Raw genomic sequence first — 24581 nt, forward strand, 5'->3', positions numbered from 1 at the left:
ATCAGCCCCCGCGTAAACGTTCGAGCGCCTGTCGGACCCGGACCGGGTCGGTGGTCGCCCAGAACGGCGGCAGCGAGGCCCGCAGAAACCCGCTGTAGCGGGCGGTTGCCATCCGTGAGTCCAGTACGGCGACGACACCGCGGTCGTCGATGCGGCGCAGCAGGCGGCCGGCGCCCTGGGCCAACAGCAGCGCGGCGTGGCTTGCGGCGACGGCCATGAAACCGTTGCCACCGCGGGCGGCCACCGCACGCTGGCGCGCCGTCAGCAGCGGGTCGTCGGGCCGCGGGAACGGGATGCGATCGATGAGCACCAGCGACAGGGACGGGCCGGGAACGTCGACGCCCTGCCACAGCGACAGCGTCCCGAACAGCGACGTCTCGGCATCGTCGGCGAACTGCTTCACCAATGCCGACGTGGTGTCCTCCCCCTGACACAGGATCGGGGTGTCGACGCGCTCACGCATGATCTCGGCGGCGGCCTTCGCCGCGCGCATCGAGGAGAACAGGCCGAGCGTGCGACCGCCTGCGGCGGCGATGAGCGCAGCGATCTCATCGAGTTGCTCGGCCGAGCCGGTGCCGTCACGACCGGGCGGTGGGAGGTGGGCCGCCACGTAGAGGATGCCCGACTTCGCATGCTCGAACGGGGAGCCGACGTCGATACCGCGCCAGCGCACCTTGTCACCTTCACCGGCCAGCCCCCACGCCGAGGCCATGGCGTCGAACGTGCCGCCGACGGTCAGCGTGGCCGAGGTGAGTACCGCGGTCGCATTCTCGAAGAGCCTGGTGCGCAACAGACCTGACACCGACAGCGGTGCCACCCGCAACACCGCCCGGACGTTGCCCCTGTTGTCCTCGTGGTCCAGCCACACCACGTCGGACCGGTCGGTGATGGCGGGGACGAAGGAGTCCAGGATGCGTGACGCGGTGTCGCCGACGTCGGTCAGCGCGGTCACGGCCTCGGCGCGCGCGGCAGCCGCCTTCGGATCGCTGGGGCTGGTGTCGATCGCCGACCGCACCCGGTGAGCCGCGTCCCGCAAGGCGGTCAGATAGGTTGCCATCTCGTCGTCGAGCGTGTCGATGCGCCCGGGTGTCGCATCGTGGATGACCGACGACAGGATCGCGGTGGCCGCCTCGAGACGCTGCGCGAGTTCCTGGTCGACCAGGCGCGCGGAGCGTCGATGGGCGACACCCATCGACGTCGCCGACAGTTCGGCGGTGGCCACACCCGTCACCCGGTCCACGAGTTCGTGGGCTTCGTCGACCACCAGCAGGTGGTGCTCGGGGAGCACGGCGGCGTCCGACACGGCGTCGATCGCCAGCAGTGCGTGGTTGGTGACGACGACATCGGCCTGGCCGGCCTTGTCGCGCGCCTTCTCCGCGAAGCAGTCGGTGCCGAACGGGCAGCGTGCCATCCCGATGCACTCCCGGGCGGAGACGCTGACCTGCGACCACGACCGGTCGGGCACTCCCGGTGTCAGCTCGTCGCGGTCACCGGTCTCGGTGTCCGACGACCACGCGATGAGCCGCTGCACGTCGCGTCCCAGAGCTGACGTCGCGACCGGCTCGAAGAGCTCCTCCTGCGACTGCTCGTCGGGCTCTGTCGCCGATCCGTTGTGAATCTTGTTGAGGCACAGGTAGTTTCCCCTGCCTTTCAGTAGCGCGAATTTGGGGCTGCGCGGCAGTGCGTCGGTCAGCGATTCCGCGAGGCGGGGGAGATCGCGGTCCACGAGCTGGCGCTGCAGCGCGATGGTCGCCGTTGATATGACGACGGGTTCGTCGGTGTCGACGGCCCGCGCGATGGCGGGCACGAGGTAGGCCAGCGACTTACCGGTCCCGGTGCCCGCCTGGACGGCCAGGTGTTCGCCGGTGTCGAATGCATGCGCCACCGCCTCGGCCATCTGGATCTGGCCGGGGCGTTCTGCACCGCCCAGTGCCGTGACCGCCTTGGCCAGCAGTTCGGTGACGTCTCCGGTTTCGCCCGTGGCTGCTCCTAGGGACTCGCGGGGGCGATCATGCGGGTGGGTATCGCCGGTTCGCCCCGGGACAGTTTGAGACCGTCCCACGGCAGGCTGTGCAACCCCTCCCTGACACGCTCGCGCGCGGCCTCGAGGCTGAGGCTGCCGTCGACGAGCTCACCCTGCTGAACCAGCGGCACGGTCACCGGGCGCTCGACCAGGTCCGGCGGCGCCGACGGTTTGGCGTCGACGGGATGGACGACCTCCTCGACGATGGTGCCCGTTCGCTTGGCCAGACGCACCGCCTGCTTACGGCCGCCGTGGGACGCCTTGTTGAGGCTGCGTTTCTCCACGGGCATGCCGTCGACCTCGACCAGCTTGTAGACCATGGACGCCGTCGGTGCGCCCGAGCCCGTGACGACCGAGGTGCCCACGCCGTAGGTGTCCACCGGTTCGGCGCGCAGCGCGGCGATCGAGAACTCGTCGAGGTCGCCGGACACCACGATCCGGGTATTGCGGGCGCCGAGGCCGTCGAGCTGGTCGCGCACCTGGCGCGCGACCACGCCCAGATCTCCGGAGTCGATGCGGACCGCACCGAGTTCCGGGCCGGCCACTTCCACGGCGAGGGCCACGCCCGCGGTGATGTCGTAGGTGTCGACGAGCAGCGTTGTACCGATGCCGAGCGCGTCGACCTGCGCCTTGAACGCGGCCTTCTCGTCGGGTCCGCCGTGCGTGGTGTGCAGCAGCGTGAACGCATGCGCGCTCGTGCCGAGTGCGGGCACGCCGTAGGTGCGTTGCGCCTCGAGGTTCGACGAGCCCGTGAAACCCGCGATGTAGGCGGCTCGTGCTGCGGCGACAGCGGCCTGCTCGTGCGTGCGACGCGACCCCATTTCGATCAGCCCTCGGCCTTGTGCGGCGACGACCATCCGCGCCGCCGCAGAGGCGATCGCGGTGTCGTGGTTGAAGATCGACAGCGCCAGCGTCTCGAGGACGACGCACTCCGCGAACGTGCCGTGCACGGACAGTACCGGGGACCCGGGGAAGTAGAGCTCACCTTCGGCGTACCCGTCCACGTCGCCGCGGAACCGGTAGTCGGCGAGATACGCCAGCGTGTCGGGATCGCAGAAGTCCGACAGCGACGAGAGTGCGTCGTCGTCGAACCTGAACTGGCTCAACGCTTCCAAGAATCGAGCGGTTCCGGCCACCACGCCGTATCGGCGACCGTCGGGAAGCCGACGGGCGAACAACTCGAACGTCGTCTGTCGGTGCGCGCAGCCGTCGCGCAGGGCGGCGGCGAGCATCGTCAACTCGTATTTGTCGGTGAGTAGCGCCGGGGACATCCCCTCGAACTGCGGGACCACGTAGCAACCGTATCGGCTGATGGGCGACTTGCCTCGACTCAAATGGCGGGGCACGCGCGTGGCGCCCTCGCCACCGCACAGATCTGGCCGATCACCAAAGCCGGACTCTCGTTCTCGATGAAATGATCGCTGTTCGTCGCGGTGATGTGGGTTGCCCCCAGATAGGCGGAGAGCTTGGCGGCGGCCTCGAGCCACTGGGGCCAGAACGTGTCGGCATTGCCGATGCCGAGATAGTCGAAGGGTTTATCCGCACTGAGCACCGAGACAGGGATCGCAGGTATGGCCGGTGTCGCCGCGAGTTGACCGATGCTCGCGGGATAGTTCGTCGACTCGACACCGGGATGCTCGCGGCCGTGCTCGACGAGGCTTTCGATCCAATTCGCCCATACGTCGGTCGGTAACACCGTTGGCAAGAACTGCGAACTGGGGTCGACGAGCACGAGGCCGGAGACTTCGGACGGGAAGGTTCGTGCGTAGGTCTGGGCAATCAAACCTCCCCAGGAGTGGCCGACCAGAATGTAGGGGCCGGAAAGCTGCGCCGCCGACACCAGCGCGTGCAGGTCGGCGGCGTCGGTCTGGGTCGTCGTCGGTTGGGGCGCGGGTGTCGACCTACTGGGCGCGTCGTCCATCTGTTCAGTGCCGGGCCGGTCGTAGGCGCACACCCTGGTGAAGGTCGCAACCGACGGGTAAACCGCGTGTTCGGTGCGTTTCGCGCCGTTCTCGGTGTCGTTCGGATCGCCGGTGTAGCTCCAGTTGTCTGCGGCCACCCCCGCGCCGGAGACGAGTAGCACGGTGGGGGAACCCATCCCGCGGCATTCGAGGTAGATCATGCGACCGCCGCCGATGTCGACCAGCCCGGAACTATCGGCCGTGCCGGGCACGAAGAGATCGGGTTGTCCGACAGCGGTGGAAGTTCCGAATCCCGTCCAAGCGAGTGCTAGACCGATCGCTGCGGCGCACCTCGCGATATGCACCGCGAACCTCGGGAGTGTCATCGCCGCATCGTAGGAGGCGTCGGCATCGAAAGCGCTGGAATGGCGTTCGCGAAGGACATGCGGCGAAGCATCCGCTGGGCGTGTTGCTTCACGGCCTCGCTATCCTTGTGCACATGGTTACGCCTGCGAAGACCCGACCGGGAACTCGCGAGGAACCGGACGTCGCAACCGTCGATGCGACCGATACCCCCTGGGTGACCTTGGTCTGGGACGACCCGGTCAACCTGATGACCTACGTGACGTACGTCTTCCAGAAGCTCTTCGGCTACAGCGAGCCGCACGCCACCAAACTGATGCTGCAGGTGCACAACGAGGGCAAGGCGGTGGTGTCGTCGGGCAGCCGGGAATCGATGGAGGTCGACGTCTCCAAGCTCCACGCCGCAGGCCTGTGGGCGACCATGCAGCAGGACCGCTGATCCGACTGTGCGCAAATGGAAACGGGTCGATACCGCCGACGGCCCGCGCTTCCGCTCGGCGTTGGCCGCGCACGAGGTGTCGCTGCTGCAGAACCTCGCGACATCACTCGTCGGAATGCTCGACGACCGCGAATCGTCTTCTCCCGCTGACGAATTGAAAGAGATAACCGGTATGCGCACCGGTCACTCGTCGCCTCCGCAGGACGAGACGATGAAGCGGTTGCTGCCGGACTTCTTCCGCCCGCAGAATGACCACCCCGCCGGTTCGGGCACCGCGGAAAGCCTCAACAGCGCGCTTCGAAGCCTGCACGAGCCGGAGATCATCGACGCCAAACGCGAAGCGGTGCAACGGCTGTTGGACACCGTGCCGCCCAACGGTGGCAAGTTCGAGCTCACCGAGGACGACGCCCACGCCTGGGCGGCGGCGGTCAACGACATGCGGCTTGCGCTGGGCACCATGCTCGGAATAACCGCCGACGGCCCGCACGAGTTGCCGCCCGACCATCCGATGGCGGGTCATCTGGACGTGTATCAGTGGCTGACCGTGCTGCAGGAGTATCTGGTGCTCGGAATGATGGGGAAGTCATAACCATGAGCGCGATCACCGACGTCGGCGGAATCCGCGTCGGCCACCACCATCGCATCGATCCCGATGCCGAGCTCGGTTCGGGCTGGGCCACCGGCACGACGGTGGTGTTGACGCCGCCCGGCACGACCGGCGCCGTCGACTGCCGCGGTGGTGCACCAGGCACCCGTGAGACGGACCTCCTCGACCCGATCAACTCCGTGCGTCACGTCGACGCCGTGGTGCTGAGTGGGGGCAGTGCGTTCGGACTGGCCGCCGCACACGGAGTGATGGAGTGGCTGGAGGAGCAGGGCCGGGGTGTCGCGCTGGACGACGGCATCCAAAAGGGTGTCGTGCCGATCGTTCCGTCCGCCGTGATTTTTGACCTCCCGGTCGGTGGGTGGCAGTGCCGGCCGGATGCGTCGTTCGGCCGGGCCGCCGCCGAGAACGCCGGCACCGACGTGGCCATCGGCACCGTCGGCGCCGGGGTCGGTGCGCGGGTCGGGGTGCTGAAGGGTGGCGTCGGCACCGCGTCGGTGACGCTGGAGTCCGGCGTGACGGTGGGGGCCCTCGTGGTCGTCAACGCCGCAGGTGACGCCGTGGATCCTGCGACGGGATTGCCCTGGCTGGCCGACCAGATCGAGGAGTTCGGTCTGGTGGCGCCGCCCGCCGATCAGATCGCCGCCTACGCCGACCGCCACACCGAGCTCAGCCCCCTGAACACCACCATCGGCGTCGTCGCCACCGATGCGATGCTGAGCAAGGCCGGGTGCCGTCGGATGGCCGTCGCCGCGCAGGACGGGCTGGCCCGCACCATCCGGCCGTGTCACACCCCGCTCGATGGCGATACGGTGTTTGCGCTGGCCACCGGAGCCGTGGAGGTGCCGCCGGACCCGACGACCCCGGCGTCGATGTCCCCGGAGGTGCCACTGATCACCGCGCTTGGCGCCGCGGCGGCGGACTGCCTGGCACGTGCGGTGCTGGTGGGAGTGCTGGCCGCGGAGTCGGTGGCAGGAATACCGACGTACCGTGGCATGTTGCCGGGTGCGTTCGAATGATCGCTCGCGGTCGCGGTTACAGGAGGAAATAGCAGTGCTGGTGATCCGAGCGGATCTGGTCGACGCGATGGTCGCCCATGCCCGCGCTGACCACCCCGACGAGGCGTGCGGGGTGATCGCGGGACCAGAGGGCACCGATCGCCCGGAGCGGTTCATCGCGATGACGAACGCCGAGCGGTCGCCGACCTTCTATCGGTTCGACTCGGGTGAGCAGCTCAAGGTGTGGCGCGCGATGGACGACGCGGATGAAGTGCCCGTCGTGATCTACCACTCGCACACCGCCACGGAGGCCTACCCCAGCCGTACCGACGTCTCGTACGCGTCCGAGCCGGACGCCCACTACGTCCTGGTGTCGACGCGCGACCCCGACGAGCACGAGCTCCGCAGCTATCGCATCGTCGACGGCGTCGTCACCGAAGAGCCCGTCAAGATCGTCGAACAGTATTAGAACTTTGGAAAGGAGTGACCGACCATGTCTGTCACTGTGTCGATCCCGACCATCCTGCGCGTCCACACCGGCGGCGAGAAGCGCGTCTCCGCAGCGGGCGACACCCTTGGTGCGGTGATCAGCGATCTCGAAGCGAACTACTCCGGGATCTCCGAGCGCCTGATGGATAACGGCAAGCTGAACCGCTTCGTCAACATCTACGTCAACGACGAGGATGTGCGGTTTTCCGGAGGGCTGGACACCGCGATCTCGGACGGGGATTCGGTGACCATCCTGCCCGCCGTCGCGGGTGGCTGAGTGACCCGATACGACTCACTTCTCCAGGCGCTCGGCGATACGCCGCTGGTGGGCCTGCAACGGTTGTCGCCGAAGTGGGACGAGGAGCCGCACGTTCGGCTGTGGGCCAAGCTGGAGGACCGAAACCCGACCGGCTCCATCAAGGACCGGCCGGCGCTGCGGATGATCGAGGATGCCGAGCGGCGCGGTGTATTGCAGCCCGGCGCAACGATTCTCGAGCCGACGAGCGGCAACACCGGCATCTCATTGGCCATGGCGGCACTGCTGAAGGGCTATCAGATGATCTGCGTGATGCCCGAGAACACCTCCATCGAGCGACGGCAGCTGTTGGAGCTCTACGGCGCGCGCATCATCTACTCGCCGGCCGAAGGCGGCTCGAACACCGCGGTGGCGCATGCGAAAGAGCTTGCGCGACAGAACCCCTCGTGGGTCATGCTTTACCAGTACGGCAACGAGGCCAACTCGCTTGCGCACTACGAGGGCACGGGTCCCGAGCTGTTGGCCGACCTGCCGGAGATCACGCACTTCGTCGCGGGCCTCGGCACGACCGGCACCTTGATGGGCACCGGTCGCTACCTGCGTGAGCACAAGCCTGACGTCCAGATCGTGGCGGCCGAACCCCGCTATGGCGAAGGGGTCTACGCGCTGCGCAATATCGACGAGGGATTCATCCCCGAGCTGTACGACCCCGACGTGCTGACGACGCGGTTCTCGGTCGGTTCCTACGACGCGGTGAAGCGCACTCGTGAACTTGTTCAGGTGGAGGGCATATTCGCCGGTATCTCAACCGGCGCGGTGCTGCACGCCGCGCTCGGGATGGCGGCCAAGGCCGTCAAGGCGGGGGAGCGGGCAGACATCGCGTTCGTCGTCGCCGACGCGGGTTGGAAGTATCTGTCGACCGGTGCATACGCCGGTAGCCTGGATGACGCGGAAGACGCGTTGGAAGGGCAGCTATGGGCATGACAGGCCCGGGATATCAGGGCATGCCGGGCACACCGGCGACGCCGAAGAAGCGGCCCGCCTGGGTGGTCGGCGGCGTGACGATCATCAGCTTCGTCGTGCTGCTGTGGGGCATCGAACTGTGGGACTCGCTGACCCGCCATCGCCTGGACAACAACGGCATCCGGCCGCTGGAGACCGACGGGCTGTGGGGCATCATCTGGGCGCCGCTGCTGCACTCGGACTGGAACCACTTGATCGCCAACACCGTTCCGGCGCTCATCCTCGGTTTCCTGATGACGCTCGCGGGGATGTCGCGGTTCGTCTTCGCCACTGCCATCGTCTGGATTCTGGGCGGCTTCGGCACCTGGCTGCTCGGCAACGTCGGCGCGCACTGTCCGTACGTCGGGGTGCGTTGCGAGACCAACCACATCGGCGCCTCGGGCCTGATTTTCGGCTGGTTGGCGTTTCTGATCGTGTTCGGATTCTTCACCCGCAAGGTGTGGGAGATCGTCATCGGCGTCGTCGTCATGCTGGTCTACGGCAGCGTTCTGTTCGGCGTGCTGCCGGGCACCCCCGGGGTTTCATGGCAGGGCCACCTGTGCGGCGCGATCGCCGGTGTCATCGCGGCGTATGTGCTCTCTGGGCCCGAACGTAAGGCGCGGGAGCGCCGCAAGGTCGCGGCGAAGAACCCGTATCTGACGACGTGAGTTCGGCAACCGCGCCCGTCGGGATCTTTGACTCCGGGGTCGGCGGGCTGACCGTCGCCCGCGCGATCATCGACCAGCTGCCCGACGAGGACATCATCTACGTGGGCGACACCGCCAACGGCCCGTACGGTCCGCTGACCATTCCGGAGATCCGCGCCCACGCGCTGGCGATCGGCGACGACCTCGTTTCGCGCGGTGTCAAAGCGCTCGTGATCGCATGCAACACAGCGTCATCGGCCTGCCTGCGCGACGCGCGTGAGCGGTACGCGCCCGTCCCCGTCGTCGAGGTGATCCTGCCCGCGGTCCGTCGCGCGGTGGCCGCCACCCGCAACGGCCGCATCGGCGTCATCGGCACGGAGGCGACCATCGCGTCGGGGGCGTATCACGACGCGTTCGCGGCGGCGCGCGACACCCAGGTGATCGGGGTGGCGTGCCCGCGCTTCGTCGACTTCGTCGAGCGGGGAGTGACCAGCGGTAGGCAGGTGCTCGGCCTCGCGGAGGGATACCTTGAGCCACTCCAGCGCGCCGAGGTCGACACGTTGGTTCTCGGGTGCACGCACTACCCGATGCTTTCGGGGCTGATACAACTCGCGATGGGCGATCACGTCACGCTGGTGTCGAGCGCGGAGGAAACCGCCAAGGACTTACTCCGCGTGCTCACCGAACTCGATTTGCTGCATCCTCATCCCGACGATCCGGGCGCCACAGTTCACCGCCGATTCGAGGCGACCGGCGACCCTGAGGCGTTCACCACATTGGCCGGCAGGTTCCTGGGCCCGACACTGGACGGTGTTCGTCCTGTTCAGCGCCACGTCGACCGGCAAAAGTGAATTCGGATGCGCAAACCGGCGATGTTTTCGTCAACTCGCAGGTGGGCATGGCAAGCTAGTGAGTGTGCGAATCACCATTTTAGGTTGCTCCGGCAGTGTTGTCGGGCCTGATTCGCCAGCTTCCGGTTACCTGGTCACCGCCCCTGAGACTCCACCGCTCGTCCTGGATTTCGGCGGCGGGGTGCTGGGCGCGCTACAGCGCTACGCCGACCCGAACTCGGTGTACGTACTTCTCTCGCATCTGCATGCAGACCACTGTCTCGATCTCCCCGGCCTGTTCGTGTGGCGGCGCTATCACCCGTCGCCGGCGCAGGAGCGCGGCGTGATGTACGGCCCGGCCAACACCTGGGCACGGCTGGGCGCCGCATCGTCGCCCGAGGGCGGAGAGATCGACGACTTCTCCGACATCTTCGAGATCCGGCATTGGGTGGACGACCACGCGGTGGAGATTGGGACGCTGAATATCGTGCCGCGCCTCGTCTGTCATCCCACCGAGTCCTACGGCTTTCGGATCACCGATCCCACGGGAGCCACGCTCGTGTACAGCGGTGACACCGGCTACTGCGACGCGTTGATCGACCTCGCCCGCGGCGCCGACGTGTTCCTCTGCGAGTCGTCGTGGACGCATTCGCCCGAGCGCCCGCCCCGACTGCACCTGTCTGGCACCGAGGCGGGCCGGGCCGCGGCCAACGCGGGCGTCGGTGAACTGCTGCTGACGCACATCCCGCCGTGGACGTCACGCGAAGACGTCATCAGTGAGGCGAAGGCCGAGTTCGACGGTCCCGTACACGCCGTGGTCTGCGGCGAGTCGTTCGACGTCGCTCGGTCCTGAGGCCCGTCATACCCACCCGATAGGGTTGCTCCGTGTCCACACGAGAAGATGGCCGGCTCGACGACGAGCTGCGACCGGTCCGCATCACCCGCGGCTTCACCACTCATCCCGCCGGGTCGGTGCTTGTGGAGTTCGGCCAGACGCGGGTCATGTGCACGGCCAGCGTCACCGAAGGCGTGCCCCGCTGGCGTAAGGGTTCCGGGCAGGGCTGGCTGACCGCCGAGTACGCGATGTTGCCCGCCGCCACCCACGACCGCTCCGACCGCGAGTCGGTGAAGGGCCGCCTCGGGGGTCGCACGCAGGAGATCAGCCGGCTGGTCGGCCGCTCGCTGCGTGCGTGCATCGATCTGGGAGCGCTGGGGGAGAACACCATCGCGGTCGACTGCGACGTGCTGCAGGCCGACGGGGGTACGCGGACCGCCGCGATCACCGGTGCGTATGTGGCGCTGGCCGACGCGGTGACGTATCTGGGTGCGGCCGGCAAGCTGTCCGATCCCCGTCCGTTGTCATGTGCGATCGCCGCGGTCAGCGTCGGGGTGGTCGACGGTCGGGTTCGCGTCGACCTGCCGTACAGCGAGGACTCGCGAGCCGAGGTCGACATGAACGTCGTCGCCACCGACACCGGCACTCTGGTGGAGATCCAGGGCACGGGAGAAGGCGCGACGTTCCCGCGGTCGACGCTGGACAAGATGCTCGACGCCGCGATGGCTGCCTGCGATCAGCTTTTCGCGATCCAGCGTGAGGCGCTGGAGTTGCCCTATCCCGGCGAGTTGCCGGAGTCGACGGAGCCACCGAAGAAAGCGTTCGGAAGCTGACCGATCTGCTCGTCGCCAGCCGCAACCGCAAGAAGCTGGCCGAGTTGCACCGCGTGCTCGATGCGGCGGGCATCTCGGGTCTGACGCTGTTGTCGCTCGACGACGTCGCGGCCTTCGACGAAGCACCCGAGACGGGCGCGACGTTCGAGGAGAACGCGTTGGCCAAGGCGCGTGACGCGTACCGCGCCACCGGGCTGCCGTCGGTGGCCGATGATTCCGGTCTTGAGGTGGCGGCGCTGAACGGGATGCCCGGAGTGCTGTCGGCGCGGTGGTCAGGCGTGCCCGGCGACGCCGCCGAAAAAGACAGAGCGAATACCGCGCTGCTCTTGGCGCAGCTCGAGGATGTCCCGGAGTCGCGGCGGAATGCCGCGTTCGTATCGGCATGCGCGTTGGTGTCGGCGGCGGGCGAGGTCGTGGTGCGCGGCGAATGGCCGGGCACCATCGTGCGAAAACCGCGCGGAGACGGCGGGTTTGGCTACGATCCGGTCTTCCTGCCGACGGGATCTGACCGCACGGCCGCCGAACTCAGCCCCGCCGAGAAGGATGCGGTATCGCATCGCGGCCGAGCGCTGACGCAGTTGGTGCCCGCGCTGCGCGAGTTGGCGGGTTAGGTGCGCGCGTCGACGAGGTAGCTGTCGATGAAGTCGTGCAGTGCGGGCGCGAGCGCATCCACGCCGGAGTCGTTGACCTTGGCCAGCAGGATGATGCCCTGGTATTGCGCCAGCAGCGCGTGGGCGAGTCGGTCTGGGTCGGTGCCGTCACGTAGTACGCCAGCCTCGGCCGCGTCGCGACACACCGCGGCGAGGTGGCGTTCCATTGCGGCGAGCACGCCGGCGAGGTGGGTGCGCACGTCGTCGTCGGTGGTCGACAACTCGGCGGCGAAGTTACCGAATGGGCATCCGACGGCGCGTCCGAACTGTGCCTCGAGCGCGGTCTGGATGGCGCCGATGGCGTCGGGGACGGCGTGCAGTCGCTGCGCAGGCGTCGTCGCGGAGGAGTCGGACAGTCGTCGCGCGAAGGCCTCGGCGTGCAGGTCGATGACGGCTTTGGCGAGTTCGGACTTCGAGGGGAAGTAGTGGTAGAAGCTGCCCTTGCGGACGTCGGCGGCGCGGCACAGTTCGTCGACGCCGACAGCTTGATAGCTGCGTTCGAGAAACAACCGCGCAGCCGACGTGACGATCCGCTCGCGGGCGTCTGACGTGCGTGGCATGCGTCGATCCTACGATAGTTGACCGGTCGGTCAACTCGTGACTAGGTTGTCCCCATGACTGATGAGGTCTTCCGGACGCCGGACGAACGCTTTGAGAACCTGCCTGGCTACGACTTCGCGCCCAACTACGTCGATGTCGACGGCTTGCGAATGCACTACGTCGACGAGGGTCCGCGCGGCGGTAGGCCGATCGTGTGCTTTCACGGCGAGCCGAGTTGGGCGTACCTGTATCGCAAGATGGTCGGCCCGCTGGTGGAGGCGGGGCACCGCGTGGTGGCCCCTGACTATGCCGGGTTCGGGCGGTCGGACAAGCCGACCGATCGCGGGTGGTACAGCTATGACCGCCACGTCGAGTTGACGTCGCGGGTGCTCGCCGGCCTCGATCTGCGCGACGCCATCGTGGTGGTGCAGGACTGGGGTGGCGCGATCGGACTGCGGTGGGCTGTCGAGAACGCCGACCGCGTCGGAGCGTTGGCGATCTTCAACACCGGGCTCTTCACCGGGCGAGTGTCCAAGGGGTTCATGGCGTGGCGCGACTTCGCCGAGCGCAACCCCGACCTGCCGGTGGGCTTCGTGATCCAGGGCGCGACGGCGACCGAACTACCCGACGATGTGGTGGCCGCATACGACGCCCCGTTCCCGACTGTCGAGTCGAAGGCCGGTGCGGCGCAGTTCCCGTTGCTCGTGCCGATCGCCGAGGAGGCACCCGGCGCGAAGGAAATGCGTGCGGTGGCCGACGAGCTGTCGCGGTGGCAGAAGCCGGCGTTGGTCGCGTTCTCCGATCAGGATCCGATCTTCCCGTATCCCAAAGCGGGACAAGTCTTCTGCGATCTGATCCCCACCGCGACCGAACAGGTGAAGATCGAGGGCGCGGCCCACTTCCTACAGGAGGACCGCGGCGAGCGGCTGGCCGAGGAAATCCTCAAGCACCTGACGTGACGGCTACAGGCCGTACTCCTGCTTGATCTCTCTGGTCTGGATCTGCTCGACGATGATGCCGACCAACGGGATGGTGCCGGCCAGCAGAATGCCGATGGTCTTGGCGATGGGCCAGCGCACCTTGACCGCGAGGTTGGCGGTGAAGAGCAGGTACACGAAGTAGACCCAGCCGTGCACGACGGCGATCCAGCTCAGGCCCTCGACTCCGAAGCCGTACTTCATCACCATCTCGTAGCAGAGTGCGATCAGCCAGATGCCGGTGATCCATGCGGTGGCGCGATAGCCGAGCAGCGCCTTGCGGATGGCTTCAACGGGGGTGCCGGTGGTCTCCGTCATGTCGTGGGTCGTTCCTTGTCTTCCTTGGCGAGGTCGGCGAGGTAGGCGTTGTACTCGCTCAACTCGGGGTCGTCATCGATGGGTTGGGTCACGGCCGTCGGCCGTTCGGGAAGCAGGCCCGCGGGTATCTCGGTGACCTCATCCTGCCGCCTGGGCTCGGGTGGGGCGTCCTCGTAGCGCACGAACTTGTAGTACGCGTAGACGACGAAGCCGGCGAACAGTGGCCACTGCAGGGCATAGCCGAGGTTCTGGAAGGTGCCCGAGGCGGACTCGAAGCGGGTCCACTGCCACCAGGCAAGGGCGAGGCAACCGGCGGCTCCGATGATCGCCAAAAGGATCAGCGCCGGTCTCCTACGCCGCGTAGTGGACACCTTCCAACGGTACCGCGCGGGTCTTCGGCCCGACGAATTCGTCGAGGCGAGCTGTATCGGCCTTCCGGTAGATGGACACGATGTACTTGGTTGAGCGTGTCCAGTGAATACCGAGCTTGTCGAGTGCGGCGGTGAATAGACCGATGATGTCTTCGGACCGGTTCGAGAAGTGATACCTGATGCTGCAGACCCCGCGGTCATTGGCGACGACGCGACAGCCGTCGCTGTGGATCAGTCCGAGCACGAACTCTTCGGTGGCCTGGTCGACAAGGGCTTGTTGCCAGGGTTCGAGGGCTATCGATCGCTTGTGTTTCATTCCAGGGCCGTGTTGTGGCAGCAGGCACGGCCAGTGCTTGGAAAATAGCGAAACGTCGACACACCCGACGCGTTTCACAATGCCCGCTCGTTGGCCGGGCATCAGGATCTCGATGGCCTGGCAGCGGCGTTCGATTATTGCAGGGTACTTCTGGTCGAGTGTGATTCGTATACGCCACACGCGAGTTGCCCGCGAGACCGAGCCATCACCCAAATACATGGCCAGCACGTAGCAGTAGGCGGCAACCGGGAGCGCTGCGAAGTCGTGGTGGACGCCGCAGGGAGCTCCGCTGTCAGGCCTCCGCCATACCTGCGGTCTACATCGCCAATCCCGCACCGTCGTTCGCGGGATGCCGAGCCGCCGCGCAATTTCGCAATCGTTGACGCCAGCTGCAATGAGGCGCTGCGCAGCGTCGAACTCTTCGGCAGATCTCATGACCTGCCCCTTTCGTCGGACTTGCCATCACGCTAGGCCTGACGTCCGACAAGTCGCGTGAGGCAGACTGGGTACGATCAACCACGCCGCGGGCGTGATGAAATTGGCAAACATGATGGCTTTAGGTGCCATTGCTCGGAAGAGCTTGGGGGTTCGAGTCCCCCCGCCCGCACTCTTTTCGCTCAGATCTCCGGCTTCCGATCAGCCCACGGCTTCGCCTGCTCGAGCTGACTGGCGACGCGGATCAAGGCGTCTTCACGGCCATACGCCGCAACCAGCTGCACGCCCACCGGCAGCCCCTCATCCGTCCACTCCAGAGGCAGGCTGATCGCCGGTTGCCCGCTGGTGTTGAACGGGGGAGTGAACGGCACGAACTCTCCCGCGCGACGCATCGGCGCCATTGGGTTGTCGGGGTCGTTGACGATCGCGCCGAGTTTCAGCGGCAACTCGGCCAGCGTCGGCGTGAGCAGCAGATCCCAACCCTCGTACCACCACGAGTGCATCGCCCGGCGAAACTGCGAGACACCGGCCAGCGCGAGCGCGTAATCGACGGCGCCAAAGTGCTTCGCGAAATCGGCTTGGGCCCGGTTCATCGGCTCCATCTCGTGATCCTCGAGCTGGCGGCCGAGCAGTTGCTCGAACCGTAGTCGCGCGACTCCCATGTTCGTGCTCCACATTGCGCCGAACTTGGAGCCGAGCGTCTCGTCCTCCAACGCCTTCGGCCACGCCTCTTCGACGTGATGGCCCAACGACTCGAGCAGCCGGCCGGCGGACTGGGTCGCGTCGGTGACCTCGGGATCGACGTGACCGCCCTGCGCGTGGTGGTCGAGGATGCCGATGCGCAGTCGCCCCGGGTCGACGCCCAACTCCTCGACATAGGGCCGTGCCGGCGCAGGCGCGATCACGGTGTCGCCGATCGCCGGGCCGCGGGTCGCATCGAGCAGCGCCGCCGAATCACGGACGGTACGACTGACACAGTGCTCGACCGCCAGTCCGCTTTCGTCGCGCACCGGGCCGAGCGTGATCCGGCCCTGGCTCGGCTTGAGACCGACCAGCCCGCAACAGGACGCGGGGATACGGATCGATCCGCCCCCGTCGCTGGCATGGGCGAACGGCACCATCCCCGACGCCACCGCAGCGGCCGCACCACCGCTCGAACCTCCCGGCGTGCGCGTCGTATCCCAAGGGTTGTGCGTCGCGCCCCACGCGATGGGCTCGGTGGTCGGCACGCTGCCCAACTCGGGGCTGTTCGTGCGGCCGGCGATCACCAGCCCCGCCGCGCGGTAGCGGCTGACGAGCGTCGTATCGGCGGGGGCGATGAAGTTCGCCTCTTTCAACGCCACGTTGCCGTTGCTGATGCGCTGTCCGGCGTAATCGGCGAACAGATCCTTGATGAGGAACGGCACTCCGCGGAACGGGCCGCTGGGAAGATCGGGACTTGCCGCGATCTCGCGTGCGTGGTCGAACCAGCGGATGACGACGGCGTTGAGTGCAGGGTCGATGCGTTCGATGCGTTCGATCGCGGCTTCCAGTAGCTCGCCGGGCGACACCTCGCCCGATGCGACGAGTGCCGCCTGATCCGTCGCCGTCATCCAACGGGTCTGGTCCGCAAGTGAACTCACGATGCGGAAACCCCTCAGCCCTGCTCCGCGAAGTACTTCTGACCGCCCGCCGGTATCCGCCCGAAGCCGGCCTTCAGCACCGGCGCCAGCAGCCTGACCGGCAGTGCGAACGCCGGCTTGGCTTCGACCGCCAGCGTCCAGGTGAACAGCGTTTCGCCGTCCCCCGCCGGTTCGACAAGGTAGTGCTCGGCGAATCGCTTGAACACCGGCACCGCGGACTCGTAGACGTAGAACGACTTGCTGCGTCCGTCCTCCCATTGGAAGAAGCGCTCCCGCATCACGGCTCCGCCGGGCGCCGTGACGTCACGCGTGGTGCCCACTCCGAACGGTCGGGGCGACGTCCATGTGACGTCCTTGATCATCGGCCCCCAGGCGGCCAGCGACTCGTCGGAAACGAGTGACTCCCATACCTTTTCGGGCGGTGCGGCATATCGCTTCTGATAACGGAAGATGTGCGGGGCCGAGGCCAGGAAATCACTGTCAGCGGGTTCGAGTGCGTACGAACGGGTCATGGCTGACAATCCTTACATTCGGCGCGCTAGCCCGTCTTTCGTACGGGATATCCGTTCTGCTCCGCCAGGGACCGCAGCTGCTTCAGTGCGAATCGGCGTGCACGTCCTCCCTCCGGTATCAAGATGCCGGCCCATACTCCCTCGGCCCCCGGAGTCAGGCACGCTTCTTGAGCGCACCGCCACCGAAGGGGGCAGGTCCGGCACAGTGCCTTCGCGCCTTTGTCGGCCGCCGTCGTCCACCGATCGGGGTCCTGCGTACAGACCCCGATCGGTGACCCCTCGATGACAGCAGGGGCCTCGGACGCATTTACTGCGCGCAGATGTGCGCCCGCCTGCTTGTGCATTGCTCTGTCCTCCCCCTCGTACAGCCCCCCAGCAATACGTTTGTATGGTAGACACAATACGTTCGTATTGTCTAACCTGGGTCGGTGACCACGGAAGTCACTGCCTGATGACGGCAGTCACGGACCGCGACCGAGTCGGGGGCGACGAACTAAGGAAGCTCGAGCGGATCCGTCGTGCGGCGCTGAAAAGCTTCGCGACCAGGGGTGCCGCGGCGACATCGCTCCGTTCTGTCGCGGCCGACGCCGGTGTTTCGCTCGGCCTCGTGCAGCACCATTTCGAAACGAAGGCGGGCCTGATCAAGGCCGTGGATGACTATGTGCTGAGCGTGGTGATCGACGTTGTGTCGCAGCCGGTCTCATCGCCGCCGGGGGATTCGATCGCGGACATGGGAAGCCGTGTCACCACATTGCTCCTCGAGCATCCCGATGTCGTGGACTACTTCGGTCGCGCGCTCATCGACGGTAGCCGGTTGGGCAACACCATCTGGGACACGCTCTACGCATTCGGCACGGTCCGGTGGACGGCGCGGAAGGAGCGGGGCGAAGCGCGCGACGACATCGATGTGACATGGGCGGCGGTGAACTCGTTGGTGCTGGCTGTGGGGACGCTCATCGTTCGCGGCCATATCGAGCGCCAGGTGCCGGACGCCTTCACGACGCCCGAACAGCTCGACCGGTGGCAGAACTCCGTCAACACGTTGCTGCGCGAGGGGCTTTACCCGTGACCGAGCAACGACTCAAACTGACTCGCCCGCAACCCTTTTGCGATAGGCGCTCGGAGTCTCCCCGCAGAACTGCGTGAATGCTCTGGTAAACGAGCTGAGGCTCTCGAAGCCGACGGTCGACGCCGCACCCTGGACCGACTGTCCCGGCGCGGCCAGCAGCGCCATCGCCCGCAGCATGCGCGCGTGCAGAAGATAAGTCCGCCAGGACAATCCGAGCGTGTCCTGGAACAGACGGCGCAGCGTTCGTTCCGACACCGATACCGCCCGCGACACCTCCTCGGCGGTGACCGAGTCCAAATGTTCCTTTGTGTATGTCATTGCGGCCGCCACGATGGGGTGATCGCTCGTCGGCAGGGACAGCGGAGCCTCGTGGTCCAGCGCCTCGGCAACCAGATTGGCCAGCGTGCGGAAGAAGCTGTCGGACTCGGCATCTCCGTCGGGACGGTCGATCTGCCACCGCAGTGCGTAGATCATCATCTCCCGGATCAACGGTGACACCGCAAGGATCCGGGCGCGATCGCCCGGCGCCGCCACGAGTGCGGGATCGAACATCACCGCAACGGTCTTCACGTCCGGATTCATCACCGCCTGGTGCTCGAGCCCGGCCGGGATCCAGGCCGCCTGCTGGGGCGGCAGCAGATAGTGCGCGGAGTCGGTCTCGACTTCGACGACGCCGTGCAGGGCGTACTCGATCTGATGCACCTCATGGGAGTGCCAACCGGTGATCAAGCCGTCGCCCTCGTATAGATAGCTACCGCCGAGCGCGCGTCCGCCGCGACGCAGCTCGATCACGCGTCGGGGAGTTCTGGCCGTTTCGGCCAAATCCCTGTCCGATAGCGCAGAGACGGTCATGAACCTAGACGGTACTACTTATGTCATGAGCAAGGGGATGAGCCCAGACGACCTGATCCTGGTGAGCATCGACGACCACGTCGTCGAGCCGCCCGACATGTTCCTCAACCATGTGCCGGAGAAGTACAAGGAGGAGGCCCCGATCGTCGTCACCGACGACAAGGGCGTCGACCAGTGGATGTACCAGGGCCGTCCGCAGGGCGTCAGCGGGCTGAACGCGGTGGTGTCCTGGCCCGCCGAGGAGTGGGGCCGGGATCCCGCCGGCTTCGCCGAGATGCGGCCCGGCGTGTACGACGTGCACGAGCGGGTCCGCGACATGAACCGCAACGGCATCCTGGCATCGATGTGCTTCCCGACCTTTACCGGCTTCTCGGCGCGGCATCTCAACATGACGCGTGAGAACGTGACGTTGGTGATGGTGTCGGCCTACAACGACTGGCACATCGACGAGTGGGCGGGGTCCTACCCGGATCGCTTCATTCCGATCGCGATCCTGCCGACGTGGAGTCCGGAGGCGATGTGCGCCGAGATCCGCCGCGTCGCCGCGAAGGGATGCCGGGCGGTCACGATGCCCGAATTGCCGCACCTGGAAGGGCTTCCGAGTTACCACGACGAGGAGTACTGGGGTCCGGTGTTCACCACGCTCTCGGAGGAGAACGTGGTGATGTGTCTGCACATCGGCACCGGGTTCGGGGCGATCAGCATGGCGCCCAACGCGCCGATCGACAACCTCATCATCCTGGCCACCCAGGTGTCGGCGATGTGTGCTCAGGACCTGCTGTGGGGTCCGGCGATGCGCAACTACCCGGATCTGAAGTTCGCTTTCTCCGAAGGCGGAATCGGTTGGATTCCTTTCTATTTGGATCGCAGCGACCGGCACTACACCAACCAGAAGTGGTTGCGGCGTGACTTCGGTGACAAGCTGCCGTCCGACGTGTTCCGTGAGCACTCGCTGGCCTGCTACGTCACCGACAAGACGTCGCTGAAGCTGCGTCACGAGATCGGTATCGACATCATCGCCTGGGAGTGCGACTACCCGCACTCGGACTGCTTCTGGCCCGACGCGCCCGAGCAGGTGCTCGCGGAGCTGAGGGCCGCGGGCGCCGACGACAGCGACATCAACAAGATCACGTGGCAGAACGCGTGCAACTTCTTCACGTGGGATCCGTTCAAGCTGACGCCCCGGGAGCAGGCGACGGTGAAAGCGCTGCGCGCCAAGGCGACCGACGTCGACGTGTCGATCCGGCCGCGTGCCGAGTGGGCACGGCTCTACCACGAGAAGCAGCTCGCGAAGGCGTAACCGTCAGTCGATGACTGGGCGGGTCCTCGAGTTCGATGCGGCGCAGGGGTTCGTTGGCCGCCACCAGCTGCCATGCCTTCACGAGAGTGTCTTGCCCGCGGGGAGGAACCACGCTGACGCCGCGGAGATAACCGACACCGCAACGAGATAGGCGACGATCGAGTTACTCGTCTTCGTCGCGGTGTATAGCGCCCCGTACAGTCCCTTGCGTTCCGCTGACGCGTGTTCGACCGCCATGAGCGTGGCGCCGCCTCACTCGCCACCGACCGCGAACCCCTGCGCAAGACGCAAGAGTGTCAACAGGATAGGGGCGGCCAGCCCGATGTGGGAGTAGGTGGGCAGCAGGCCCATCAGCACCGTGGCGATACCCGTGATGAGCAGCGAGTAGACGAGCATATGCTTGCGCCCGACGCGGTCGCCGAAGTGGCCGAACACGATTCCGCCCAGCGCCGTGCGACGAAGCCGACCCGAACGTCGCGAACGACAACAACAGCCCCGAGGCCGGTGACACGTTGGGGAAGAACAGTTCGGGAACACCAGCGCTGCCGCGGTGCCGTAGATGAGGAAGTCGTAGAACTCGACCGTGGTGACGATGAAGCTCGCCACTGCCACCCGCAGCGGAGAGGTGGCCCGTTTCGGTGTCGACATGTCCGGTCCCTTGAGTCCCTCGCGGTCCTCGACGGCGCGCGTGTCCCGTCGAGCGCGCAGTTTCGCGGGAAAGCAAAGGCAGAAACGGCAATCCTGCGACGGCACTACGGAGCTATCTCGCGTGCGTTATGTGCGCACCGTATGCCGCAGCGGCTGAGCGGCCGTTTCCCGCATGGTCATCACGGTGGCGAGGGTGATGATCGCCGCGGCGATGACGTAGTAGGCGGGTGCGGTCACGTTGCCGGTCCGGTCCACGAGCCAGGTCGCCACGTACGGTGCCGTGCCGCCGAACAGGGCGACGGACACGTTGTATCCGATCGAATAACCGCTCGAGCGCACCCGGGTGGTGAACAGTTCCGCGCCGGCTGCCAACGACGCGGAGACGAACACCGCCTCGATGGCGGCCAGTCCCGCATGCGCGCTGATGGCGGTGGCGAGCGATCCGGCGTTGAGCAACATGAACAGCGGATAGGCGAACACCGCGAATCCGACCGCCCCAGCGATCAGCAGAGGTTTTCGGCCGATACGGTCCGACAGCGCGCCCAGCGGCGGGATGAGGATGATCGCGACGATGCTGGCGATGGTGATCGAGACGAAGGCATTCGTCTTGGTGAACTCGAGCGTCTTCGTGAAATACGTTGGCAGGTAGGTGAAGACGACATAGAACCCGACGTTGTGAATCACCACCAGACCTGCGATCTGCAGGATCGGCCGCCACGACGTCGTGAGCGCCTCGCGCAGGGGCGAGGACGCGACTTCGCCCTCGTCGCGCAACGTCTCGAACTCTGGGGTATCCCCGAGCCGCAGCCGGATGTAGAGACCCACCACGCCCAACACACCGGCGATGAGGAAGGGGATCCGCCAGCCATAGGACTCCATTGCGCTTGTGGACAGCAACGTTTCCAGCCCGGTGACCGTTAACGAACCCAGCAGAAAGCCGACGACGACCGACCACACCAGGAACGACACGACGAAGCCGCGGTGCTTGTCGGGTGCGAACTCGGCGAGATAGCACGCGCCGCTGCCGTATTCGCCGCCCGCAGAGAAGCCCTGGACGCAGCGGAGGAACAACAGCAGCAGGGGTGCTGCGACGCCGATGGAGTCGTAGCTGGGCACGAGGCCGATGACGAACGTCGAGCCCGACATCAGGAGGATGACGAGTGCCAGCACCCGTTGTCGGCCGATCCGGTCGCCGAGGGGGCCGAAGAAAAACCCGCCGAGCGGTCGCATGAAGAACGCGGCGGCGAAGACGGCGAACGTGCTCAGCAGTGCCGCGGTCTCGTCGCCGGAGGGGAAGAACTTGTCGGCGATGTATGTCGCCAGCGTGCTATAGATCGCGAAGTCGTACCACTCCACGGTGTTACCGATTGCGGCGCCGCGCACCGCTTTTCGGACCATCTTTGGGTCACTGTCGCGTCGCCGGTGGGGTGCCTCATGGACGGTCATGGCTCTCCTTGATGTCGAAGTCGACGTGTCGTCTATCGGTGACGAACATGTGGCCCGGCGCATGGAAGATCGCGAGTGAAGGCCGTGCCTCGATGGCGACAGCCTGCGGGGTCACCCCACAGGCCCAGAAGACCGGTACCTCATCGACACCGACGCGTACCGCGTCGCCGAAATCCGGTGCCGCAAGGTCGTCGATCCCGATCTCGGTCGGGTCGCCGATGTGTACCGGTGCGCCATGCATCACGGGAAAACGTGCGGAAATCTCGATGACTTGCGGAAAGGCGTCGGGAGGGAACGGTCGCATCGACACCACCAAAGGCCCGTCGAACGCTCCCGCGGGACTGCAGCGCCGATTGGTGACGTACATCGGCACGTTGACGCCCTGCACTTGATGCGCGATCGGCAGCCCGGCAGCGGCCAGCGCCCATTCGAACGTGAACGAGCACCCCAGCAGGAACGCCACCAGATCCGCGCGCCAGTAGTCGGTGATGTCGGTCGGTTCGCTGATGAGCTGACCGTCCCGGAACACCCGATAGCGCGGCAGGTCGGTGCGCAGGTCGGCATCGGGGGCGAGAGCCGTGGGGTGCGGCGACCCCCTGTCGGTCACCTCGAGAAGTGGGCACGGCTTCGGGTTGCGTACGCAGAACCGCAGGAAGTCGAGCGAGTCGTCAGCGGGCAGAATCGCGAGGTTGGCCTGCGCGAAACCCGGCGCGAGCCCACTCGTCGGACCGGTGTGCTCGCCCGCCCGAATGCGCAGCCGTTCGGCGGCAGGGGTCTGCGCAGCCCGCAAGGTCATACATGTGCATTCCCGCTTGCGCCCAGGCCCTAACCTGCAGGCCGCGCTGGGGCGGAGATCTCCGTCGGGACCGAACGCCCGCGTAGGACCTCGGAACCTTGCGCGACCCAGTGCGCACGCTCGGTTTCGGCGGCCTGCTCGATCGCGGTGCCGGAGCACAGCACTCGGCCGGCATGCTCTTTCGCAAGGTCGGCAAGCCGCGCGGCCTCGTTGACGGCGTCGCCGACGACGGTGTATTCGTATCGGTTCTCTGCGCCGATGTTGCCTGCGAACACCGGTCCCGCGGAGACGCCGATGCCGAAATCGACAGGGAGTCTGCGCAGTTCGACGGCGAGACTGCGCGCGGTCGCCAGCGCCGCCGAAGCGGGATCGTCCGTCCGTAGCGGTGCACCGAACACGGCGAGCACCGCATCACCCTGGAACTTGTTGACCAGCCCGCTGTTCGCGTCGACGTGATCGACGACCATCCGAAAGAACTCGTTGAGCACGGCCGCGACCTCATGTGGTTCACGTGTCGCCGCCAGTTGCGTCGAGCCGACCAGGTCGATGAACAGAACTGCGACGTTTCGCTCGTCACCAGACAACGTTTCGTTCTCGTCGATGGCGCGGCGCACCACCTCTTCGCCGACGTGGCGGCCGAACAGATCACGCAGCCGTTCACGTTCACGCAATCCGGCGACCATGCGGTTGAATCCGCTTTGCAGCCGCCCGATTTCGGACCACTCGTAGACGTCGAGCGTTCTGTCGATCTCGCCGCGCTCGACCTCGGCCATGGCTTCGACGACCTCCCGCAGCGGATCTGAGATCGAAATGGACACCAGAATCATCGCCCGAAGCCCGAGGACCACCGCGACGAGGGCGAGCACCAGCAGTGCGAGCTCTATCTGGGTGGTCTTCTGGATGAACCATCCGTTCGCCCGCATCGTCAGCAGTGAGGCGATGGCCACGCCGGGAAGCGCTATGCAGACGGCCCACATGATCAGCATCCTGGCCCGTACGCCAGGAGCCGTTGTCGGGGTGATCTCGCTGAAATCCCTTGTCAGACCTGCGAGTAGTGGGCGCAGGGCGCGCAGCGTGAACAGGAAGCCGGTGCATACCGTGGCGATGGCACCGAACAGGATGGCCGAGATGATCACCACTTGGAGCTCGATCGGCGCGCCGAGGTTCAACGGAACCATGACAGCGGCGCCGACGATCCACGGTGCCACGGTGATCGCCGATTGCCACCGCATGATCTTCAGCGCCGACCGTCGCTCGGCGTCCGTTGGCTCACGGATCCCCAGCCATCGCAGCGTCGGCGCGATGATGAGGACGGCCCCGACCGCGACGATCGCGGTTCCGACGATGATCACCGCCACGGCGCCGTAAGCGATCGCAGACGTGGCTCTGCCGCGGCCGGTGAGGGAGATGACGAGCGCACCGACCTCGGCCGTCGTCAGCAGGTACGCGAACGTCAGCCCGGCGGCATACCGAATGAGCAGCCTGCGGGGCTTCACATGGCCGAAGGTA

28 protein-coding genes, 1 tRNA gene and 2 pseudogenes are annotated in these 24581 nt (G+C 66.4%); 15 read left to right on the forward strand and 16 right to left on the reverse strand.

Annotation, left to right across the window (positions count from 1 at the left end):
* Position 1: 1 nt before the first annotated feature.
* Genes G6N43_RS11070 through G6N43_RS11080 form a run of 3 tightly spaced genes read right to left on the reverse strand, consistent with a single transcriptional unit; the run spans position 2 to position 4310 of the window.
* Positions 2-1954, reverse strand: coding sequence for an ATP-dependent DNA helicase (locus G6N43_RS11070; protein ID WP_083154749.1), 1953 nt, complete (start codon positions 1952-1954; stop codon positions 2-4).
* 35 nt (positions 1955-1989) lie between these two features.
* Positions 1990-3294, reverse strand: a complete 1305-nt coding sequence (locus G6N43_RS11075) for a nicotinate phosphoribosyltransferase (protein WP_083154748.1) — start codon at positions 3292-3294, stop codon at positions 1990-1992.
* A gap of 59 nt (positions 3295-3353) precedes the next feature.
* On the reverse strand, positions 3354-4310 hold the full coding sequence (locus tag G6N43_RS11080) for an alpha/beta fold hydrolase (RefSeq protein WP_083154488.1): 957 nt from the start codon (positions 4308-4310) through the stop codon (positions 3354-3356).
* A 113-nt stretch (positions 4311-4423) separates the two neighbouring features.
* Here G6N43_RS11080 and clpS point away from each other — a divergent pair, with 113 nt between their 5' ends.
* The 11 genes from clpS (at position 4424) to rdgB (ending at position 11831) form a co-directional block, all read left to right on the forward strand.
* Entirely contained in the window at positions 4424-4726 is a 303-nt protein-coding gene (clpS, locus tag G6N43_RS11085; protein WP_083154491.1) for an ATP-dependent Clp protease adapter ClpS, read from the forward strand.
* Positions 4727-4733: 7 nt separating this feature from the next.
* Positions 4734-5315 (forward strand): oxidative stress transcriptional regulator AosR, encoded by a 582-nt coding sequence (gene aosR / locus G6N43_RS11090; RefSeq protein WP_083154492.1) that lies wholly within the window; start codon positions 4734-4736, stop codon positions 5313-5315.
* A gap of 2 nt (positions 5316-5317) precedes the next feature.
* Entirely contained in the window at positions 5318-6349 is a 1032-nt protein-coding gene (locus G6N43_RS11095; RefSeq protein WP_083154496.1) for a P1 family peptidase, read from the forward strand.
* A gap of 67 nt (positions 6350-6416) precedes the next feature.
* Positions 6417-6797 carry a M67 family metallopeptidase gene (locus tag G6N43_RS11100; RefSeq protein WP_234810172.1) on the forward strand — a complete coding sequence of 127 codons (381 nt, stop codon included), beginning with the start codon at positions 6417-6419 and terminating at the stop codon, positions 6795-6797.
* Positions 6798-6821: 24 nt separating this feature from the next.
* Complete coding sequence (locus tag G6N43_RS11105) at positions 6822-7094, forward strand: MoaD/ThiS family protein (protein WP_083154499.1); 273 nt, start codon at positions 6822-6824, stop codon at positions 7092-7094.
* Entirely contained in the window at positions 7095-8057 is a 963-nt protein-coding gene (locus G6N43_RS11110; protein ID WP_083154501.1) for a cysteine synthase, read from the forward strand.
* Positions 8048-8743, forward strand: coding sequence for a rhomboid family intramembrane serine protease (locus G6N43_RS11115; RefSeq protein ID WP_083154503.1), 696 nt, complete (start codon positions 8048-8050; stop codon positions 8741-8743). Before G6N43_RS11110 ends, G6N43_RS11115 begins: the two co-directional genes overlap by 10 nt.
* On the forward strand, positions 8740-9573 hold the full coding sequence (murI, locus tag G6N43_RS11120) for a glutamate racemase (protein WP_083154505.1): 834 nt from the start codon (positions 8740-8742) through the stop codon (positions 9571-9573). The genes G6N43_RS11115 and murI overlap by 4 nt, the downstream gene beginning before the upstream one ends.
* A gap of 58 nt (positions 9574-9631) precedes the next feature.
* The gene (locus tag G6N43_RS11125) at positions 9632-10405 is read left to right on the forward strand and encodes a cyclic nucleotide-degrading phosphodiesterase (RefSeq protein WP_083154507.1); all 774 of its coding nucleotides are present in this window, start codon (positions 9632-9634) and stop codon (positions 10403-10405) included.
* 32 nt (positions 10406-10437) lie between these two features.
* Entirely contained in the window at positions 10438-11220 is a 783-nt protein-coding gene (rph, locus tag G6N43_RS11130; RefSeq protein WP_083154510.1) for a ribonuclease PH, read from the forward strand.
* Positions 11217-11831 (forward strand): RdgB/HAM1 family non-canonical purine NTP pyrophosphatase, encoded by a 615-nt coding sequence (gene rdgB / locus G6N43_RS11135; protein ID WP_083154512.1) that lies wholly within the window; start codon positions 11217-11219, stop codon positions 11829-11831. The genes rph and rdgB overlap by 4 nt, the downstream gene beginning before the upstream one ends.
* Here rdgB and G6N43_RS11140 read toward each other — a convergent pair.
* Complete coding sequence (locus G6N43_RS11140) at positions 11828-12430, reverse strand: TetR/AcrR family transcriptional regulator (RefSeq protein ID WP_083154514.1); 603 nt, start codon at positions 12428-12430, stop codon at positions 11828-11830. The two genes, rdgB and G6N43_RS11140, sit on opposite strands and share 4 nt — an antisense overlap.
* A 54-nt stretch (positions 12431-12484) precedes the next feature.
* Between G6N43_RS11140 and G6N43_RS11145 the strand changes: the two genes are divergently transcribed.
* Positions 12485-13369 carry a haloalkane dehalogenase gene (locus tag G6N43_RS11145; RefSeq protein WP_083154516.1) on the forward strand — a complete coding sequence of 295 codons (885 nt, stop codon included), beginning with the start codon at positions 12485-12487 and terminating at the stop codon, positions 13367-13369.
* A gap of 3 nt (positions 13370-13372) precedes the next feature.
* Here G6N43_RS11145 and G6N43_RS11150 read toward each other — a convergent pair whose 3' ends face one another.
* The 4 genes and pseudogenes from G6N43_RS11150 to G6N43_RS31035 all read right to left on the reverse strand — a co-directional run.
* The gene (locus tag G6N43_RS11150) at positions 13373-13705 is read right to left on the reverse strand and encodes a DUF3817 domain-containing protein (RefSeq protein ID WP_083154518.1); all 333 of its coding nucleotides are present in this window, start codon (positions 13703-13705) and stop codon (positions 13373-13375) included.
* Positions 13702-14076 carry a hypothetical protein gene (locus G6N43_RS11155; RefSeq protein ID WP_083154520.1) on the reverse strand — a complete coding sequence of 125 codons (375 nt, stop codon included), beginning with the start codon at positions 14074-14076 and terminating at the stop codon, positions 13702-13704. Before G6N43_RS11155 ends, G6N43_RS11150 begins: the two co-directional genes overlap by 4 nt.
* Complete coding sequence (locus G6N43_RS30675) at positions 14057-14392, reverse strand: LAGLIDADG family homing endonuclease (RefSeq protein WP_234810171.1); 336 nt, start codon at positions 14390-14392, stop codon at positions 14057-14059. Before G6N43_RS30675 ends, G6N43_RS11155 begins: the two co-directional genes overlap by 20 nt.
* A 357-nt stretch (positions 14393-14749) precedes the next feature.
* Positions 14750-14827 (reverse strand): annotated as a pseudogene (locus tag G6N43_RS31035) (hypothetical protein); the annotation flags it as partial.
* A gap of 88 nt (positions 14828-14915) precedes the next feature.
* On the opposite strand from G6N43_RS31035, the gene G6N43_RS11165 reads away from it, so the two are divergent.
* Positions 14916-14999: transfer RNA gene (locus G6N43_RS11165), tRNA-Leu, on the forward strand.
* Positions 15000-15009: 10 nt separating this feature from the next.
* Here G6N43_RS11165 and G6N43_RS11170 read toward each other — a convergent pair.
* From G6N43_RS11170 to G6N43_RS11180, 3 genes are read right to left on the reverse strand one after another with little or no spacing between them, the layout of a single operon-like run.
* Positions 15010-16449 carry an amidase gene (locus G6N43_RS11170; protein WP_083154526.1) on the reverse strand — a complete coding sequence of 480 codons (1440 nt, stop codon included), beginning with the start codon at positions 16447-16449 and terminating at the stop codon, positions 15010-15012.
* Between the two features lie 14 nt (positions 16450-16463).
* Positions 16464-16961 carry an SRPBCC family protein gene (locus G6N43_RS11175; protein ID WP_083154529.1) on the reverse strand — a complete coding sequence of 166 codons (498 nt, stop codon included), beginning with the start codon at positions 16959-16961 and terminating at the stop codon, positions 16464-16466.
* A gap of 26 nt (positions 16962-16987) precedes the next feature.
* Positions 16988-17305 carry a WhiB family transcriptional regulator gene (locus G6N43_RS11180; RefSeq protein WP_083154532.1) on the reverse strand — a complete coding sequence of 106 codons (318 nt, stop codon included), beginning with the start codon at positions 17303-17305 and terminating at the stop codon, positions 16988-16990.
* 107 nt (positions 17306-17412) lie between these two features.
* On the opposite strand from G6N43_RS11180, the gene G6N43_RS11185 reads away from it, so the two are divergent.
* Positions 17413-18030, forward strand: coding sequence for a TetR/AcrR family transcriptional regulator (locus G6N43_RS11185; RefSeq protein ID WP_083154535.1), 618 nt, complete (start codon positions 17413-17415; stop codon positions 18028-18030).
* Positions 18031-18042: 12 nt separating this feature from the next.
* Here the strand turns inward: G6N43_RS11185 and G6N43_RS11190 are convergent, their stop codons facing one another.
* Positions 18043-18882, reverse strand: a complete 840-nt coding sequence (locus tag G6N43_RS11190) for an AraC family transcriptional regulator (protein WP_179967995.1) — start codon at positions 18880-18882, stop codon at positions 18043-18045.
* A gap of 37 nt (positions 18883-18919) precedes the next feature.
* Here G6N43_RS11190 and G6N43_RS11195 point away from each other — a divergent pair, with 37 nt between their 5' ends.
* Positions 18920-20182, forward strand: coding sequence for an amidohydrolase family protein (locus G6N43_RS11195; protein WP_083154752.1), 1263 nt, complete (start codon positions 18920-18922; stop codon positions 20180-20182).
* Between the two features lie 185 nt (positions 20183-20367).
* Here the strand turns inward: G6N43_RS11195 and G6N43_RS11200 are convergent.
* From G6N43_RS11200 to G6N43_RS11215, 4 genes and pseudogenes are all read right to left on the reverse strand, one after another.
* Positions 20368-20830, reverse strand: a pseudogene (locus G6N43_RS11200) (MFS transporter); the annotation flags it as partial.
* A gap of 126 nt (positions 20831-20956) precedes the next feature.
* Positions 20957-22276 (reverse strand): MFS transporter, encoded by a 1320-nt coding sequence (locus tag G6N43_RS11205; protein ID WP_083154538.1) that lies wholly within the window; start codon positions 22274-22276, stop codon positions 20957-20959.
* Complete coding sequence (locus G6N43_RS11210; protein ID WP_083154540.1) at positions 22263-23072, reverse strand: putative hydro-lyase; 810 nt, start codon at positions 23070-23072, stop codon at positions 22263-22265. Before G6N43_RS11210 ends, G6N43_RS11205 begins: the two co-directional genes overlap by 14 nt.
* A 29-nt stretch (positions 23073-23101) precedes the next feature.
* A complete protein-coding gene (locus tag G6N43_RS11215; RefSeq protein WP_083154543.1) occupies positions 23102-24568 on the reverse strand; it encodes an adenylate/guanylate cyclase domain-containing protein in 1467 nt (488 codons plus the stop codon).
* Positions 24569-24581 lie beyond the last annotated feature (13 nt).

It is taken from the genome of Mycolicibacterium moriokaense, from assembly GCF_010726085.1.
Classification (GTDB): Bacteria; Actinomycetota; Actinomycetes; order Mycobacteriales; family Mycobacteriaceae; genus Mycobacterium; species Mycobacterium moriokaense.